10 protein-coding genes are annotated in these 17,102 nt (G+C 69.2%); 7 read left to right on the top strand and 3 right to left on the bottom strand.

Features of this window, described 5'->3' with window-relative positions:
* Positions 1-50 precede the first annotated feature (50 nt).
* From R5W23_RS25565 to R5W23_RS25580, 4 genes are all read left to right on the top strand, one after another.
* Positions 51-1,658, top strand: a complete 1,608-nt coding sequence (locus R5W23_RS25565; RefSeq protein ID WP_320688798.1) for a TIGR02996 domain-containing protein — start codon at positions 51-53, stop codon at positions 1,656-1,658.
* 18 nt (positions 1,659-1,676) lie between these two features.
* Positions 1,677-3,311 carry a TIGR02996 domain-containing protein gene (locus R5W23_RS25570; RefSeq protein ID WP_320688799.1) on the top strand — a complete coding sequence of 545 codons (1,635 nt, stop codon included), beginning with the start codon at positions 1,677-1,679 and terminating at the stop codon, positions 3,309-3,311.
* Positions 3,312-3,529: 218 nt separating this feature from the next.
* A complete protein-coding gene (locus R5W23_RS25575; RefSeq protein WP_320688800.1) occupies positions 3,530-5,158 on the top strand; it encodes a TIGR02996 domain-containing protein in 1,629 nt (542 codons plus the stop codon).
* Between the two features lie 26 nt (positions 5,159-5,184).
* A complete protein-coding gene (locus tag R5W23_RS25580) occupies positions 5,185-6,816 on the top strand; it encodes a cyanophycinase (protein WP_320688801.1) in 1,632 nt (543 codons plus the stop codon).
* 183 nt (positions 6,817-6,999) lie between these two features.
* On the opposite strand, the gene R5W23_RS25585 is transcribed toward R5W23_RS25580, so the two are convergent.
* From R5W23_RS25585 to R5W23_RS25595, 3 genes are all read right to left on the bottom strand, one after another.
* Positions 7,000-8,124 carry a peptidylprolyl isomerase gene (locus R5W23_RS25585; protein WP_320688802.1) on the bottom strand — a complete coding sequence of 375 codons (1,125 nt, stop codon included), beginning with the start codon at positions 8,122-8,124 and terminating at the stop codon, positions 7,000-7,002.
* 97 nt (positions 8,125-8,221) lie between these two features.
* Entirely contained in the window at positions 8,222-10,210 is a 1,989-nt protein-coding gene (locus R5W23_RS25590) for an alpha/beta hydrolase family protein (protein WP_320688803.1), read from the bottom strand.
* A gap of 10 nt (positions 10,211-10,220) precedes the next feature.
* On the bottom strand, positions 10,221-10,604 hold the full coding sequence (locus R5W23_RS25595) for a hypothetical protein (protein ID WP_320688804.1): 384 nt from the start codon (positions 10,602-10,604) through the stop codon (positions 10,221-10,223).
* Between the two features lie 279 nt (positions 10,605-10,883).
* On the opposite strand from R5W23_RS25595, the gene R5W23_RS25600 reads away from it, so the two are divergent.
* From R5W23_RS25600 to R5W23_RS25610, 3 genes are all read left to right on the top strand, one after another.
* On the top strand, positions 10,884-13,523 hold the full coding sequence (locus tag R5W23_RS25600) for an AMP-binding protein (RefSeq protein WP_320688805.1): 2,640 nt from the start codon (positions 10,884-10,886) through the stop codon (positions 13,521-13,523).
* Positions 13,524-13,628: 105 nt separating this feature from the next.
* The gene (locus R5W23_RS25605) at positions 13,629-14,342 is read left to right on the top strand and encodes an OmpH family outer membrane protein (RefSeq protein ID WP_320688806.1); all 714 of its coding nucleotides are present in this window, start codon (positions 13,629-13,631) and stop codon (positions 14,340-14,342) included.
* A 183-nt stretch (positions 14,343-14,525) separates the two neighbouring features.
* Positions 14,526-16,904, top strand: coding sequence for a DUF4139 domain-containing protein (locus tag R5W23_RS25610; RefSeq protein WP_320688807.1), 2,379 nt, complete (start codon positions 14,526-14,528; stop codon positions 16,902-16,904).
* Positions 16,905-17,102 lie beyond the last annotated feature (198 nt).

Raw genomic sequence — 17,102 nt, forward strand, 5'->3', positions numbered from 1 at the left:
TTTTCGTTCCCCTGTTCGCGTGCCATTTGGTCGTCGGCTATGATCGCGGCATGAGCGAGGAAGACGCCCTGCTGAAAGCCGTCATCGCGAACGCGGGGGACGACACCCCGCGGCTCGTGTACGCCGACTGGCTCGACGAGCACGACGCGCCGATTCAGGCGGAGTTTATTCGCACGCAGTGCCGGCTGGCGCGCTGCTCCGTTGCCGATCCGGAATACCCCGAGCTGCTCGAACGGTCCGCGGAGGTCGAATTGCGGTTCGGGTTGGCGCTGCGGCTCACCGCGCCACAACTGCCGCCAGGGTTCAAGCACGAGCGCGAGTTCCGGCGGGGGTTCCCGCACTTCGCCGTCGCCGATTGGGAGGTAGACCACGCTTCCCATCATGAAGGTCGTGTTCCGCCGGGCAACGAGCAGGTTGGCCGCGCATGTGCCGGGTTGCCCGATCTCGTTGCGAACACGACCGTTCGCCACCTCGCGCTACACCGAATGACTCCAGACGTGCTAGCGCGCGTGCTCGCAGAACCGGCCGCGCGGGTGCTCACCGGTCTGACTGTCAGCCCGATCGAGCCCGACGCCGAGGGCGGGGACGCGCTCATTCGCGTGATCGGCCGCTCGCCGGTGGTCGCGAACCTCGAACACCTGGAACTGTCCATCCCCAGCACGGTGGCCGGCTTGGCCGCACTGAACGCGAACCCCGACCGGTTCCGCACGCTCGCCCTCCCGGCGCTGTCCGGGCGCCGGGAAGATATTCCAGCGCTAGCGCGAGCCGCGTGGTTCCGCGGACTGCGGGACGTACTCATGAGGCGCGTGGAGCGCCCGCTGCAAGGGCCGCTGCTCGGGGCGCTGGCCGGGGCGCCGCGGCTCGAATCGCTGACCGTTTGGAACCTCCAGCCGACTGCGCTCAAGGCGCTCGGGAGTGCCACCGGGTTTCCCGAACTGGCCCGGCTCACCTTCGAGTTCTGTGACGACACCGGCCGTATCGCGGCTCGGCTCGCCGGGGGCCGGTTTCCGCGGCTCGCGGATCTCACGATTTCCGGCCTGGACGACGACACGTTCGCCCCGCTGCTCGGCGCGCGGTGGTTTCCGCAACTGCACACGCTCGATTCGTCCGGCGGACGGTTGACCAATACGAGCGCCGCGGCTCTGTCAACGAGCCCCGCCGCGCCCCGCTTGCGCGCGCTCAAGGTGTGGGGTAACCGGTTCACGAAGGCGGGGCTCGCCGCGCTCGGCAACGGGGCGCGGTTCCCAGCCCTCGCCGCGCTCGACCTGTCCGCCGGCCCCACGCGCGTGCGGCCGGACGCGCTGGCCCGGTTCGCGGCCGGGCTCAGCTTGTCGCGCCTTCGGCACCTGGACCTCGGCGGGTGGCCGCTCGGCGACGCCGGCGCGAAGGCCCTCGCGGCCAACCCGCACCTCGCGAACGTGACCCGCCTGCGCCTCGCGGGGTGCGGAATCGGTGACCGCGGGCTCACCGCGCTGGCCCGGTCGCAGCACCTCCAGGGCCTGCTCGAACTGAGCGTGTACAACAATACGCTGAAAAAGGCGGCGGCCCTGCTCGTTCCGGACCGGCTCCCCCTGCTCGCCGCGCTCAACCTGGACGTCAACCCGATCAGGCCCGCGGACCGCGCCGCGCTCCACCGCGCGCGGGGGTGGCTGGTGTAGCACCGAACGGAACGACCCATGAGCGATCAGGCCGCGCTGCTGGACGCGATCCGCGAGCAGCCCGACGAGGACACCCCGCGGCTCGCCTACGCCGACTGGCTCGACGAGCACGCGCCCGACGGGAAGCCGTCCCCGGCCCGCGGCCCGTCGGCGCGGGCCGATTACATCCGGGTGCAGTGCCGGCTCGCCGAGCGCCCCTACGACGACCCGGAGTACCCCGCCCTCCTCGAACTCGAAGAGGAGCTGGCCCGGTGGCTCGACGCGCACGCCGCCGACACGCACCCCGAGCTGCCGGCCGATCTGGAGTGGGGCCGGAGCTTCTCCTACGGCGGCGATGGCGCGTACCGCCGCGGGTTCCCGGACGCGGTCGAGTACACCGACTACGACGAGGAGCCCGAGGAGAACATCGACCGCATCACGACCGCCCTGGGGCAGGCGTTTCGGAGCGCCACCATCAGCACGCTGCGGCTCGAAGACGCCTACGGGGAAGAGGTCGCGGGCGTGGTCAACGGCCCGCTGGCGGCCCGGCTCCGCGGGCTGTCGCTGGATTACTTCGCGGACGAAGACGAGGCCGCGGCGGTGCGCGGGATCGTCGGCTCGTCGCATCTCACCAACTTGCGCCGACTGGACCTTGAGTTCGAACTCACACCGGACGAGTCGCGTGTGCTAGCGAAGGCCCCCAACCTGGGCGCGCTGGAGGCCCTGCTGCTCGGCGAGACCACCTACGCCGGGCTGAAAGCGCTGGGCACGGCCGGGTGGTTCCGCAACTTGCGGTCGCTGTGCCTGTGGATGAACAGCCGCGACACGTTCCGCGCCCTCGGCGAGCTGCCGCCGATGCCGAACCTGGTTCACCTCGCGCTCGTGGGCGATGTCGAGCCCACGGCCGCCGCGAGCCGCCGGTTCGTCGCGTCCGACTCGTTCCCGCGACTCGCCCGGCTGGAACTGAACCAGCTCCGGGTGCCGTTGGACGCACTGGCCCGCGCCCCGTGGCCGCTGCGGCACCTGTCGCTGGAGGGCGTGGAGGTGCGCAAGGACGGGGTCGCGGCGCTGGTCAAGGCGGGCTTCGCCGGTTCGCTCCGCGTGCTGGAGTTGAGTGGCTGCCGGGTCACGGTCGGGAGCGTCCAGGCGCTCGCCGCGGCGCCCGGGCTCGCCGGGCTGAAGCACCTGAACCTGAGCGGCAACCCGGTGGGGCCGGGCGGGCTGACCGCGCTCGCCCGCGGCCCGCACCTGCGCGGGCTGCGGCTGCTCAACCTGAACCGGTGCAACCCCCCGAAGAGCCCGCTCAACGCGAGCACCGTGCAGACGTTTTTGGCGGCGCTCGACATGCCGGAGCTGCGGCACCTGATGCTGGACGAGCTGCCGGTCGGGGTGCCCGGGGCGCGGACCCTGGCGGCCGGCGGCTTCTCGCGCGTCACGAAGCTCGACCTCAACGGGTGCGGGCTGCGCGAGGCCGGGACGCGCGTGCTGTGCGAGGCCGAGGGCCTGCCGGACGTGACGCTGCTCGACCTGGGGAACAACAACGCGGGCAAGGGGCCGGTCAAACTGGCCAGCCCGAAAACGTTCCCGCGACTCGGGTACTGCGACCTGCGCGGCAGCCGGGTCGCGAAAGAGGCCCACGCCAAGCTCCGGAAGCGGCCCGGGCTGTGGGTGTGATCGCGCGGCCCGGCCCCGGCGCCCGGGGCAAAATTTTCTGAACGCCGGCGGTTCGCAATATCACCCCCCCGGCGCAAACGCTAAACTGCCTCCACAACCACACGCGTATCCCAATCCGGGTGAGCACTCATCCGGGTTGCGCGTGGTACGGGGGTCGGCGCCCCCGCTCAGGATGCTCGATCCCGAGAACCGGCCCCCGCGCGCCGCTCCACTGCCGCATGACGGACACCGACGCCGACGCCCTGCTCCGCGCGATCGTCTCCAACCCGGACGACGACACCGCGCGCCTCGTGTACGCCGACTGGCTCCAGGAGAACGGCCGCCCGGAGCAGGGCGAGTTCATCCGCACCCAGTGCCGGCTCGCGGCGGCCACGCCCGAGGACCCGGAGTACCCGGAGCTGCTGGAGCGCGACGAGGAGCTGCGGCTGTGGCTCACCGCCCACGCGCCCGAGTCGCGGCCGGAGTTCGGCGGCGGGCTGGCCGCGGGCGGCGACGAGTCGCACTGGTGGGTGTCGCACCGCGGGTTCTCGCGGTTCCTCTCGTTCGACGGCGACCGGCACCCCGGGGTGCGGGCCGTGCGCCCGCTCGCCGCCGCCCTCGCGCGGGCCTTCGAGCGGGTCCCGACCCGGTGGCTGGTGCTCACGTTCGTCAGCCCCGAACAGTTGCTCGCGCTGCTCAAGTACCCGGTGCTCGAAGGGCTGCGGCGGCTCACGATCCAGTTCCGCCCGGGCGCGGTGGAAGAGACGAGCGACGCAGTGCGGGCGCTGGCCGCGTGCCCGCGCCTGCGGAACCTGCGTGGGCTGTTCCTGGCGTCCCGGTTCGAGGACGCGGTGTGCGACGCGCTGGCGGCGGCCCCGTGGGGCGGGCTCGAGACGTTCTCGGGGCCGTGCAACGACCTGTCGCCCGCCGGGTTCCGCGTGCTGGGCGCCGCGCCGTGGTTCCGCCAGTTGCGCGTGCTGTCGGTCGGCGGCCAGTTCCCGGCCGACGTGTTCGAGGCGCTGTGCGGGCTCCCGCCGCTGCCGCGGCTGCACACCTTGACGCTCGCCGGCAGCACCGCCCCCCCGGCCGCGTGGGAGGCGTTCGCGCGGTCCCGCGCGTTCCCGGCGCTCGCCGACCTGAAGTGCGAGTACAACATGATGACCGAGGGGCGGTTCGAGGCCCTCGCCGGCGCGACCGGGTTCGCCCTGCGGGCCCTGAGCGTCACCGCGTGCGGGCTCAGCCCGGGCGCGGCCGCGGCCCTCGCGGCGGCCCCGTGGGCGCCGGCCCTTCGCGTCCTCAAACTCACCTGGACCGCCCTGCCACCGGGCGACCTCAAGGCCCTCGCCGTGTGCCGGCGGCTCACCGCCCTCCAGCAGCTCGACCTGTCGCACAACAGCCTGTTCGGCCCGGCGGCCCTGGCGGGCCTCGCGGCGAACCCCGCGCTGGCCGGGCTGCGGGCGCTGCGGCTGGCCGGGTACCGCGGCCCCGGCACCCTGACCGCGGGCCACTTCGACCGGTTCCTCGCCAAGTTGAACCTGCCCGACCTGCGGCACCTGGACCTGTCCGGGCAGCCCGTCGGCCCGACGGCGGCGCGGCGGCTCACCGGCCCGAAGTTCGCGCCGCTCCGGCGGCTCGGGCTGCGCGAGTGCCGGCTCACCGACGCGGCCGTGGCCCGGCTGCTCGCGGCCCCCGCGCTTCAGAACTTGATCGAGCTGGACCTCGACGACAACCGGCTGAAGACCGGCCCCGCCGCGCTGGGCGACCCGGGCACGCTCCCGAACCTCGCGTCCTGCTCGCTGGGCAGCAACAAGCTCCCGCCCGCGCTCGTGCGCAAGCTCCGGAAGCGGCCGGGCGTGATCGGGCTGTGACCGCACCAACCACCTTGGAGGCCCGCATGCCGACCGCTCGCGCCGCGGCGCTCGTTCTGCTTTTTACGGCCCTCGCCTCGCACGCCGGTGCCGCACCGGTGCCGTCGGAAGCCGGGGTTCCGCCGCCGGCCCCGCTCGACCCACGCGGGCTGCCCGGGCCGCTGCTGATCGTCGGCGGCGGGACGCTCCCCGCGGACGCGCGCCGGGCGTTCGTGGACGTTGCCGGTAAGGACCGGGCGAAGATCGTCGTGATCCCAACCGCCAGCGCCGACGTCGACGACCCAAAAAAGGTGAGCTCGTTTCTGACGCCGTGGGAGGAGCTGAAGCCCGCGTCGGTCGTGGCGCTGCACACCCGGGACGCGCAGAAGGCCAACGACCCTGCGTTCGTCAAGCCGCTCACCGAGGCGACCGCGGTCTGGTTCAGCGGGGGCGATCAGAACAAACTGACGGCGGCGTACCGCGGCACGCTGGTCGAGAAGGAGTTGCACCGGCTGCACGCGCGGGGCGGGATCATCGGCGGCACCTCCGCCGGAGCCGCGGTCATGACCGACCTCATGATCGCCGGCGGCACCGACACCGCGAGACTCGGCGACGGGTTCGGGTTCCTCCCCGGGTTCGTGGTCGATCAGCACTTCGTGGCCCGGAAGCGCGAGAAGCGGCTCGAAGGGGTGATCGCGTCGCACCCGACGCGCGTCGGGCTGGGCCTCGACGAGGGCACGGCGGTTCTCGTGCGCGGGCGCGTGGCGCGGGTCATCGGCGATTCGACGGTCACGGTCTGTATCGCGAAGGGCGCGGGCCGGGCCGCGGCGGCGGACGAGTACAAGGCCGGCTCGCTGCTCGACCTCGTTCAACTCCAGCGCGCGGCCCTCAACCGCGCCGCGAAAGAGCCGTTCCCGCCTGTCAAACCACCCACTCCGGACGTGAAGACAGGCGCGCTGGTGATCGTCGGCGGGGGCGGTGCGGGGGCGAACATCTGGAAGAAGTTTATCGAGCTGGCCGGCGGCCCGGACTCGACGCTGGTGGTCGTCACCACCGCGATGGAAGACCCGCTCGCGCCCGAATCGGTCGAGGAGGTGGCGCTCAAGCGGAACGGGGCGAAGCACGTGGTCGCGCTGCACACCCGCGACCGCAAAGAGGCCGACGACCCGAAGTTCTCGGACGTGCTCACGAAGGCAAAGGGCGTGTGGTTCAGCGGCGGGCGCCAGTGGCGGTTCGTGGACGCCTACGAGGGGACGCTCACCGAAAAGCGGTTCCGCGAGGTGCTCGGTCGGGGCGGCGTCATCGGTGGCAGCTCGGCCGGAGCGAGCATCCAGAGCGAGTTCATGCCGCGCGGGCACCCGCTGGGCAACACGGTGATGGCCGCCGAGGGCTACGAGCGCGGGTTCGGGTTCCTGCCCGGCTGCGCGGTCGATCAGCACTTCTTCGCGCGCAAGCGGACGGCCGACATGACCGGGCTGATGAAGCGGTACCCGCAGTACCTGGGCATCGGCATCGACGAGGGCACCGCGCTGGTCGTTCGCGGAAGCGTGGCCGAGGTGATCGGCCGGACGAAGGTCGCGTTCTACGACACGAAGAAGGCTACCGACGGCGACAAGGACTACGAAGAGGTGACCGTGGGTGAAAAGTACGATCTGAAGGAGCGAAAGAAGATCAAGTGAAGGCGAGCGGGGGGCGTGAGCCCCCCGAGTCTTTTGAGCAGACAGGTTTTGACAGGATCGACAGGATAAACAGGATTTCAAATCAATCTGTCTTCGATCCTGTCAAAACCTGTCTTTGTGAAGCGGTGACATGCACGAGGGCGAGCAAGGCCCCACGATCATCCGCCCCGATCCCGTGCAAGCTTACGGCTTCGGTGCGGGCGGGGTGGGAGCCGCCGGTAGCGTCGGGACGCCGCCGGCCTGATTGATGATCTGGTTCACGCCCTCACGGAACTCTGCCGCGCTGGGCGGTCCCTTCAGGTACACTTGGGGTTGGGCCGCGTCCTTCAGTTCTTTGAAGCACTTCGGAATTTCCCGCTCCAACCGCTGGGCGAACAGCTCCTTGCGGAGGGCTTCTTTCATTTTTTCGTCCAGCTTAGCGTTCGCTTCGGCCGGCACCGGGGCGACGTACTTGATGCACATGAACCCGGACGGCACCTTGAAGATGGCGCTCAGCTCACCCGGCTGGAGCTTGTACAACTCCTTATGGACCGCGTCGTTCTCGGTTTCCGAGTGCTTGCCGATCGGCCGCACCTGACCGCCGGCGCCCGCCAAGTTCGGGTCCGCCTGCATCCGGGCGACGCGGTCGAAGTCGTCGTCGCTCTTACGGGCCTCGTCCCACTGTTTCTGAGCGGTGCGGAAGTCGTTCTCGTTCCAGGTGATGATCTTCGCCGCGCGGCGCTCGCCGAAGCGGTTCTCGAACGTCTTCTGAATGTCCTCGTCGGACACCTGGACGCGGCCCTGGCACATCTTGGTCAGCAGGATGCGCGGACGAATCACGTCCTCGGTCCACTCGTACAGCGATTTGCCGTACTTCGGCAGGATGTGCTTGACGAAGTCGTCCTTGGTGATGCCTAGCCCGCGCACGTCCTCTTCGAGCGCGGCTTTCATCTCGACCGTCGTAAGGACGATCTTGCGGCGCTCGGCTTCCAGTTCGATGATCCGCTTGTTGACGAGCAGCTCGAGCTTTTCGTGGCCGCCGCGGGCGATCAGGAAGTCGCCCAGGTCGCCGCGGGTGATCGGAATGTTGCCGTGAATGTACGCAACCACTCGGCGGTCCGGTTCTGCCTGCGGGAGCGGGGCCGCGTTTTTCGGCTGCGGTTGGAGTCCGGGGCCGGGCGGCAGCGTCGGCGCGCCGGGCAGTCCGGCGGGTTGGGGTTGGGGCTGGGCCGCGGCGCGGTCGCTGGTGACCCCGAACGCGTACCCCGCGGTGGCAACGCCGGCGAACGCCAGCCCCCGCACCAACTGGCGACCATTGAGAAGCGCCATTCCGTGTTCCCTCCGCGTTTTGGCGTGATTGCGGTCGGCCTTATAACGCCGCACCCGCCGGCCGCAAGGGAACTTGAGCGAAAATGTAAAAACGGCGTTACTCGCGCTTCAACTTGTCCTTGGCGCCGGCCGCCGCGAAAACCGCCGCGGTGCGCTCGAACGCCTTGTCTTTCGCGCGCTCGCCGGCCAAAGTCAGGCGCACGGTCGGGGCGAGCAGTCCGAGGGCGTCCGGGACATCGAACACCCGCATCACGTTCAGGAAATGCGGGCCGTCGCGGTGCGTAACGGGCGGGTCGATGAGCACGACTTCCTGAACAGTGCCCGGAGCAAGTATGGCGGCGTAGGCCGCAATGACCCCGGCGGGGCCGCGACCCGCTACGCGCACCTGAACCGGCTTGTCGGCGTCGGTTGTTAGCTTCTTCCAGTGAGACAGCAGGGCCATCACGTCGAGGACGCGGCCCGTGTCCGCGGTGCGCCCCAGCAGCGCGAACGATCGCTCCACGGTGTTCGGCGGGTTCTTGCGGGTCCAGGCCAACCCGAACCCGCCGCGCGGGGCCACCGCCACGCGCAACACGCTACCCGCGAACCGATTGCCCCATCCGCTCTCGACCTGGTCCGGTTCCTCGTCGGGGTTCAGCACGAGGAGGGTGAGTACCTTGTCGCCGTCCGTTTTGGCGCTGAGCGTGAAGCCGTAGAACGGCGCGTGGTCCTCTGCGACGGAGATCTCCGACTTCCAAGCCCGCGTGGTGCGGATCTCCGGCACCCGCTCCGGCAGCGCGCGGAACACCCGCTCATGGAGTTGCTTCAGCAACCCGGCTTTCCAGTCCGTGAAGTTCTTCTCAGCCGGGACTTCGACTCTCGCGACCGGAACGAACACCTCATCGGCGGTCGCGTTGATCGCGTCTTTCGGGAGGTCCTTGTCTTCCGGGAAGACGCGCAAGTCCTTGCCGTCGATCTTCGGGAAATCGGCGTCCTTGACGGGGGTGTTGTCGCCCTTGAGGTGCTTGTGGAAGAAGCTGAAGATGGCGATCCGCAGGTCCGGCCGGTAGTCGTGGCCGCCCTTCGAGACGTGTTCGTCCACCTTCTCCTTGGCATCGAACAGGGCGTAGCACTTCCGCAACCGCTTGATGATGCGCTTGTTGCCGCTCATCGGGAAGATCGCGTCGCTGTCGCTGTTGGCGAAAAGTAGCGGTTTGGGGGCGAAAAGTGCGAGCGCGGTCGTCCATTCCCACTGGTAAAGGTTGTGGAAGAACATGCAGTCGCAGTGCCCGTTGACGACTTCGTCACCGACGTAGCACTCCAGATCGCTGACGCCCGAAACCGGGACCGCCACCTTCACGCGGTCGTCGGCCGCGGCGACCCAGTTGGTGGTCGCGCCGCCGCCGGAGATGCCCGTCACCCCGATCTTTTCGGCGTCGACGTAGGGGAGCGAGCAAAGATAGTCGATTCCGCGGACGCCGTTCCAGCACTCGACGCCGGCCGGCGTGTAGCCCCGGGAGTGCCACCAGAACCGGTTCAGGTTGTAGGTGCCGTGGTGCTTGCCCGCGATCTCGCCGAGCTGGAGCGTGTCCACGACGAGGCACACGTACCCGTTGGACGCGAACCACAGCCCGTGGTCCTGGAACGCGGTCTTGTTGCCGTCGCGGCCCCGGCCGGAGTGCCCGCACACGTACAGGATTGCCGGGAGCTTCGTGGCCCGGGCCACGTCCTTCGGGCGGTACAGATTTGCGGTAACGTACAGCCCCGGGCAGCTCTGATAGTGCAGTTTCTCGACGGTCACGGTGCCGCGGTCGAGCGCCCCGGTAACGGTCGCCTTCAGCGGGCTTCTCTCCGGCAGCGGGTCGAGCCCCAGCATGTCGAGAAACTCGCGCTTCAGGCGCGGCCGGGCCTTCTCCCATTCGGCGCGCGTGGTCGCGCCGGCGAGCCCGATGACGGAGATCCGCCGGGCTTCCCCCGCGAGGTATTTGCGGACCGCTTCGTCGCCCGAAGTCGTGCCGGCACCGAAGGCGCGTGGCGTGCCCACGTCCCCCGAAACAGTCGAGAGCGCGCCCAGTGCGGACGCCCGGAGCAGGTCGCGACGATTCATCGAGTCGGCTCTATTTTTTGGAGTGGACGCGCTTCAACACGAGCACCTTGTCTTCGCGCTCGTCGTGGAGCACGAGCGTGGTCTTGTTCAGCAGGCGAATGCGGCCCGAATCGCCGCCCCGCTTGTTGCGGTCCGGACCGCCGAGCGTGAGAACGTCTTTCTCAACGCTGTACGTGTCCTCGACCGGGGGGCCGTTACCGTCGGTGCGCACCGTCATCTTCACCTTGCCGTCTCTGGTGAATTCGAGCCGGGTGCCGACGGGTACATCCTTGGCGTCGCTGAAGACAAGTTCCCACGCGCCTACGATGAGTTCTTTGGAGTCGTCGGCCGCCCGGGCGGTGCCCGGCGAACCGATCAGCCCGACCGTGACGAGAGCCAGAACCGCTGCGCGCATCGGAACTCCTGTCGGGGACAGCGGGTTCACGTTCTCACTCGCGGAGCGGCGTGTCAATAACTTAATCTCACGCATAACGTCCGCTGCCGGTGCCCGTTTCATGGCGGGCCGCGGCCCCGCTGGTCTGCCGGGGCCGCCTCAAGTTCCACGTTCCAAATCCGAATGAGCTACGGTACGGGGTGCCGGTTCCGAGTTTCAGGTTCTCAACCAGCGGCGAGCGGGCCGCGGCCGTTGACCGGCGCCGCGAACCTGAGTCGGGAGCGGGCCAAGGGGTGACCAATGCTGTGGGCGGTCCGGTGGGTGGCGTGGGCGTTCCTGCGGGCGCTGCTGTCGCTCCGCTACAAGCTAACGCTGGTCGGTACCGAGGACGTGCTCAAGCGCCCCGGGCCGTACCTCTTTATGCCGAACCACCCGGCGTACGCGGACCCGCCGAACCTGCTCGTGCGCCTGTGGCCGCGGTTCAAGGTCCGGCCGCTCCTGCTCGAGTCCAACTTTAAAGGCCCCTTGTTCGCGCCGATCGCGTGGCTGCTCCGCGCGATCAAGATGCCGGACATCGTGAAGGCGTCGGCCGAGGACCGGCGGCGGGCCGAGGAGGCGGTGGGCGAGGTGATCGCGACGCTCCGCGGCGGCGGTAACGTGATCCTGTGGCCGAGCGGGCGGCTCTCGCGCGACGGCACCGAGCGGCTCGGCGGCGCCCGCACCGCCGCCGACGTGCTCGCGGCCGTACCGAACGTGACCGTGGTGCTGGTCCGCACCCGCGGGCTGTGGGGCAGCATGTTCAGTTGGGCCGACGGGAAGCCGTCGCTCACGCGCGGGGTCACCCGCGGTTTCGGGCTGTGGGTCGCGAACCTGTTCGTTCTGGCCCCCCGGCGCCCGGTCACGCTCACGCTGGAAGCGTTCACCCCCGACCAGCGCCCGGAGCCGAAGCGGGAACTGGTCAACAAGTGGCTCGAAGCGTGGTTCAATGCGGACGCCCCGCGCGAGGAGCCGACGTTCGTGCCGCGGCACTTCCTGTTCGGCGAGCGGATCCACACCTTTCCCCCGCCGGTCGTCGAGACCCCCGATTTCGACCTCTCGAAGGTGAAGCCCGAAACCAAGGCCGCGGTCGCCCAACTGCTGGAAGAGAAGTTGAAGCGCCCCCTCGCTCCGGAGGAGAACGCGGGCGACGCAAGCCTGAACCAGCTCGGGGTAGACAGCCTCGACGCGATGGACGTGTCGCTCCAGGTGGAGCAGCGGTTCGGGTTCGGCTCCGACACCGTCCCCACCACCATCGGCGGGCTGTGGGCGCTGGCCGAGGGGTTGCAGCAGAGCGCGCCGCCCAAGCCCCCGCCCCCGGGCTGGTTCGCCCCGCCTGCGGACAGCGCGAAGCTCGAAATTCTGGGCGAAACGCTCCCCGCGGCGTTCCTGAACCAGGCCGTGCGGCGCAAGGACCAGGTGATCGCGGCCGACGACCTCGCGGGCGGCGTCACCTACGAGAAGATGATCGTCGGCGCCTGGGCGATGGCGTCGAAGTTCCGCGACCTCGACGCGCCGAACGTGGGGCTCATGTTGCCCGCGGCGGTGGCGTGCGACCTCGCGTTCCTGGGGCTGCACCTCGCCGGGAAGCTGCCGGTGATGCTGAACTGGACCACTGGCCCGGGCAACCTCGCGCACGCGGCGAAGCTGATGGGCCTCACGCACGTGGTCACCTCGAAGGCGTTCATCGACCGCACGCGGGTGGAAGTGCCGGGGACGCAATATCTTTTCCTTGAGGACGTGCGCGCTTCGCTCGGGAAGTTCGGGCTGCTCCGCCGGCTGGTCGCGGTGCGGTACTTCGGTGGGTGGGCGGCGTCGGCGCTGCTCGGCCGCATCCCGAGCGACCCGAACCGGCACGCGGTGATCCTGTTCACCAGCGGGAGCGAGAAGGCGCCGAAGGCGGTGCCGCTCACGCACGCCAACATCATCAGCGACCAGAGGGGCTGCCTCGACGCGCTCAACGTGGACCGCAACAACTCGGTGCTCGGCTTCCTGCCGATGTTCCACAGCTTCGGGCTGACGATCACCGGCCTGCTCCCGCTGTTCGTGGGCGTGCGCGTGGTTCACCACCCGGACCCCACGGACGCCGGCGCGCTGGCCCGCAAGATCGCGGCGTACAAACCGACCCTCGCGGCCGGGACGCCGACGTTCGTGAGCTACATTCTGGACCGCGCGAAGCCCGGCGAACTGGACTCGCTCCGGCTCGTGGTGGTGGGCGCGGAGAAGGCGTCCGACACACTGTTCGAGAAGGCCAAGCAGGTCGCGCCGCACGCGGAAATCATCGAGGGCTACGGGATCACCGAGTGCGCGCCCGTGGTGTCGGTGGTGCGCCCGGGGAGTCACCGGCACGGCACCATCGGGCCGCCGCTTCCGAATGTGGAGGTGTGCGTCACCGACCTCGAAACGAAGGCCGTGCTGCCGCAGGGCCAGATGGGGATGCTCCACGTCGCCGGTCCCAACGTGTTCGGCGGGTACATCGGCCACGACGGCCCGCCGCCGTTCGAGGAGATCAACGGGACGCGCTGGTACGTCACGGGCGACCTCGCGGCGATCGACGAGCGCGGCGAGATCGTGTTCCACGGCCGCCTGAAGCGGTTCCTGAAAGCGGGCGGCGAGATGATTTCGCTCCCGGCGCTGGAGGAGCCCTTCGCGCAGAAGTACCCGCCGACGGACCAGGGGCCGCGAGTCGCCGTGGAGGGGATCGAAACGCCCGGCGGGCGCCGCGTTGTTCTGTTCACCACCGAACCCATTTCCCTGCGCGACGCGAACGCGCTGTTACAGGGCGAGGGGCACCGCGGGGTAATGCGGCTCGACGACGTGAAACAGCTCGATGCGCTCCCGGTGCTGGGCACCGGGAAGACCGATTACAAGGTGCTCCGCGCGATGCTCACGGACGGGCAATGAGACCGTGACGCCGCACGGCCCGCACGAACGATTTTTCTTGGCGCCCGCCGTGGCTCCGGTACCATCTCAACTGGTTTCGGGGCTTGACACCACGGACGGGTACACATGAGCAGTCGGTATGTGTTGGTGGCCACGGCGGGCGCGATCCTGGGGGCCGTTGTCGTTTCCGGTGCGTCCACCTCGTCGCACGCGAAGCCCGCGGACGAAACGAAGCCGGACGCCGGCCAGAAGAGTGCGGTGTTCAACATGGCCTCGGTCATGTGGGAGTTCAACCAGGCGAAATATCAGGTGTGGGTGCTGAACCAGAGACGGAGCGAGCGGCTGATGCCGCTCCAGGCCCTGCGCGCGGAACACGCCAAACTCGAGACCACGCTCAGGGAGAAACTGAACCAGCCGAAGGACAGCGAGCTGACCAAGCAGGTGCAGGAGCTGGCCCGCCAGATCGAGGACAAGAGCCGCGAGCTGGACAAGCAGACTCATGATGACGCTAGCGTGATTATTAATGACCTGTACGACATGATTAAGGCCGCCGTCGACAGCACCGCCAAGAAGAACGGGTTCCAGATCGTGTTCGCGTACCCCGACGCCTCGACGGCCGCGGAGCTGAAGAGCCCGTACATCAAGGAGCTGAAACTGAAGCCGCCGGCGGCCCAGCCGTTCTACGTCGCCCCGGAAGCGGACATCACCGCCCGCGTGATCGAGGTGCTCAACGAGAAGCACCCGCCGATCGACCCGAACACCGGACAGCCGATCGACGTGTCCACCATCCCCTCCTTGCCACGCCAACCGGGAGCCCCTGCCCGACCCATGATGCCGTAATCGGCTCCGCCGCGCAAGTCGGCGCAGGTTGCGCATTCCATTAAGCTTGTGGGTCGATGGCCTCGCGCCGCTCGTCGGCGCGGGGCCGCGCCATTTCCGCGCCTCGACCAACGCACGCGGGTTCGTTCCGTTACACTCGCGTCGGCTTTCGGCCCTCCCCATTCTCACACGGGAATCGATGTGATGCGCCCCTCCCACCTGTTGCCGGTCGTCGGGCTGACGTTCGGCCTGATGGCCCTCGCGCCGCTCGCACGCGGCGGCGGTCAACCGGACGGCAAACAACCCAAACAGCCCGAGGCGCGGCTGACGCCTGCCCCGGCCGCCACGGACCCGAACCTCCCGCCGGCGGCCAAACTGCCGGTCACCCGGGTGGTGCTGTTCAGCGCCGGGGTGGCGTACTTCCACCGCGAAGGGGACGTGAACGGCGACGCCCGCCTCGACCTGCGGTTCGACGAGAGCGACGTCAACGACCTCCTCAAGAGTCTGGTGCTCACGGACAAGGACGGCGGAAAGGTCCGCGCCGTCACTTACGACAACCGACTGCCGCTCGAAGTCACCCTGAAGGGGCTCGCAGTGGACGTGACCGAGAACCCGACGATGGGGCAGCTCATGCACCAGCTCCGCGGCGAGAAGGTCGAGGTCGCGGACAAGGGCGGGGTCGTCACCGTCGGGCAGATCGTGAGCGTCGAGCGCCAGCCGGTGCCCGCGACGGGGCCGGACCCGGGCGAGATCATGAACCTGCTCACCGACGACGGGCTGCAAACCGCCGAGCTGAAGCAGCTCAAGCGGATCAAGTTCGTGCGGGCCGAAATGCAGGCGGAGTTCAAGAAGGCGCTGGAACTGCTCGCGACGGCCCGCGGCGACAACAAGAAGGCCGTGTCCGTGATGTTCAGCGGGGCCGGCAAGCGCAAGGTCGCGGTGGGCTACGTCGCCGAGGCGCCGCTCTGGAAGCCGAGCTACCGGCTGTCGGTCGAGGACAAGGGGGCCACGCGCCTCCAGGGCTGGGCGACCGTCGAGAACACCACCGACGAGGACTGGAACAACGTGAAGATCGGGCTCGTGGCCGGGCGGCCGATGTCGTTCCAGATGGACCTGTACGACCCGCTGTTCGTGCCGCGCCCGATGGTCGAACCGGACCTGTTCGCGTCGCTGCGCCCGCCGATGTACCAGGGCGGGCTGAACCCGCTCGCGAACCCGATGGGCATGGCGATGGGCAACAACGGCGGCAACCCGGCGATGGGCCAGAACGCGAACGGGCCGGGCGGCGGGTTCGCCGGGAATTTTCAGGGAGGCGCGAACTTTCTCGGCGGCATCCAGGGCGGGCAATTCACCGGCATTCAAGGCGGGCAGATCGGCCAGTTCGGCAACCTCGGCGGTCAGTTCGGCATTCAGGGCGGTAACCAGCTCGGCAACTTCGGCGTGTACCCGACGCGGGTGCCGCGGCCCAACGTCCGCGACCTGTACGGCGACCGGCTGAGCTACTCCGAGTACGTCAACCGCCTGCGCGGGAACTCGACCCCGCCGGATTCCGAGCGCCCGGCGCAGCCGACGGTGCGCGACCCGCTCGACAAGAAGGCCGGGGCGCTCGCCGTGGCCGACGGCGCGCTGGGCGACATGTTCGAGTACACGATCGAGGAGCCGATCACGCTCGCGAAGCAGAAGTCCGCGCTCGTGCCGCTCGTGAACGAGGCGGTCGAGGGCACGCGGGTGAGCATCTACAACGCGCAGACGTTGGCCAAGTACCCGCTGCTGGGGTTGAAGCTCGTGAACAAGACGAAGCTGCACCTCGCGCAGGGGCCGGTCACGGTGTACGACGGCGGCACGTTCGCCGGCGACGCGCGGCTCCCGGACATCAAGCCGAACGAAACGCGGCTCATCAGCTATGCCATCGATCTCGGGACAGAAGTGGTGCCCCAGGTCGCTCCGATCCAGCGCACGCTCCTGTCGGCCGCGGTCGCGGACGGGTTTCTGACGATCCGCTCCGGGCAGAAGAAAACGACGACGTACCTCGTCCGTAACCGCAACCCGCAGGACCGTGTGGTCATCGTCGAGCACCCGGTGGGCACGGAATGGAAGCTCGTCAGCCCCGCCAAGCCGGACGACCGCACCCGGAGCTTTTACCGGTTCGAGGTGCCCGTGAAGGCCGGGGCGCTGGGCACGCTGGAAGTCACGGAAGAGGCGCCCGGGACCGAGAACCGTAACCTCACGGCGGCCAGCGCCGATCAGCTCCGCGACTACGCGACACTGAAAGACGTGAAGCCGGCGGTGCGCGAGGTGTTCAAGAAACTGCTGGACCTGCGCGGCAAAGTGGAAGACGTGCAGAAGGGAATCGCGGAAGAGCAGGCGGCCCTCAAGGAGATCGCCGACGACCAGGAGCGGCTCCGCAAGAACATCGAGCGGGCGCCGAAGGAGTCGGAGACCTTCAAGCGGTACCTGAAGAAGTTCGACGACCAGGAGACCGAGATCGAGAAGCGCCAGATGCGCCTGCGCGAGCTGAAGGCGGACCTCGTGAAGCACGAGAAGGCGCTGAAGGAGTACGCCGAGACCGCGAAGGCCGAGTAGCCTTCGGCTCGCTTCCCCTGGGACCGCGGGCGTCCCGCCCGCTGCTGCACATATGGCGTCGCTTGGCGGTCGTCCGCCGAGCGGTATCACAGGGACACCCAGGCGGGCGGGACGCCCGCGGTCCCAGGGAAAGGCACTCTTTCCGAGCGAACACGTTTGCGGGTGTTGGACGCCCGACCTGCTGCGCGCCGAGCCCAC

Source organism: Gemmata algarum (genome assembly GCF_034097035.1).
In the GTDB taxonomy this organism is placed as follows: domain Bacteria; phylum Planctomycetota; class Planctomycetia; order Gemmatales; family Gemmataceae; genus Gemmata; species Gemmata algarum.

Excerpts from the sequence above, each read along its gene's own strand:
- R5W23_RS25565 (WP_320688798.1), top strand. The coding sequence starts at position 51 with ATGAGCGAGGAAGACGCCCTGCTGAAAGCCGTCATCGCGAACGCGGGG.
- R5W23_RS25570 (WP_320688799.1), top strand. The coding sequence starts at position 1,677 with ATGAGCGATCAGGCCGCGCTGCTGGACGCGATCCGCGAGCAGCCCGAC.
- R5W23_RS25575 (WP_320688800.1), top strand. The coding sequence starts at position 3,530 with ATGACGGACACCGACGCCGACGCCCTGCTCCGCGCGATCGTCTCCAAC.
- R5W23_RS25580 (WP_320688801.1), top strand. The coding sequence starts at position 5,185 with ATGCCGACCGCTCGCGCCGCGGCGCTCGTTCTGCTTTTTACGGCCCTC.
- R5W23_RS25585 (WP_320688802.1), bottom strand. The coding sequence starts at position 8,124 with ATGGCGCTTCTCAATGGTCGCCAGTTGGTGCGGGGGCTGGCGTTCGCC.
- R5W23_RS25590 (WP_320688803.1), bottom strand. The coding sequence starts at position 10,210 with ATGAATCGTCGCGACCTGCTCCGGGCGTCCGCACTGGGCGCGCTCTCG.
- R5W23_RS25595 (WP_320688804.1), bottom strand. The coding sequence starts at position 10,604 with ATGCGCGCAGCGGTTCTGGCTCTCGTCACGGTCGGGCTGATCGGTTCG.
- R5W23_RS25600 (WP_320688805.1), top strand. The coding sequence starts at position 10,884 with ATGCTGTGGGCGGTCCGGTGGGTGGCGTGGGCGTTCCTGCGGGCGCTG.
- R5W23_RS25605 (WP_320688806.1), top strand. The coding sequence starts at position 13,629 with ATGAGCAGTCGGTATGTGTTGGTGGCCACGGCGGGCGCGATCCTGGGG.
- R5W23_RS25610 (WP_320688807.1), top strand. The coding sequence starts at position 14,526 with ATGCGCCCCTCCCACCTGTTGCCGGTCGTCGGGCTGACGTTCGGCCTG.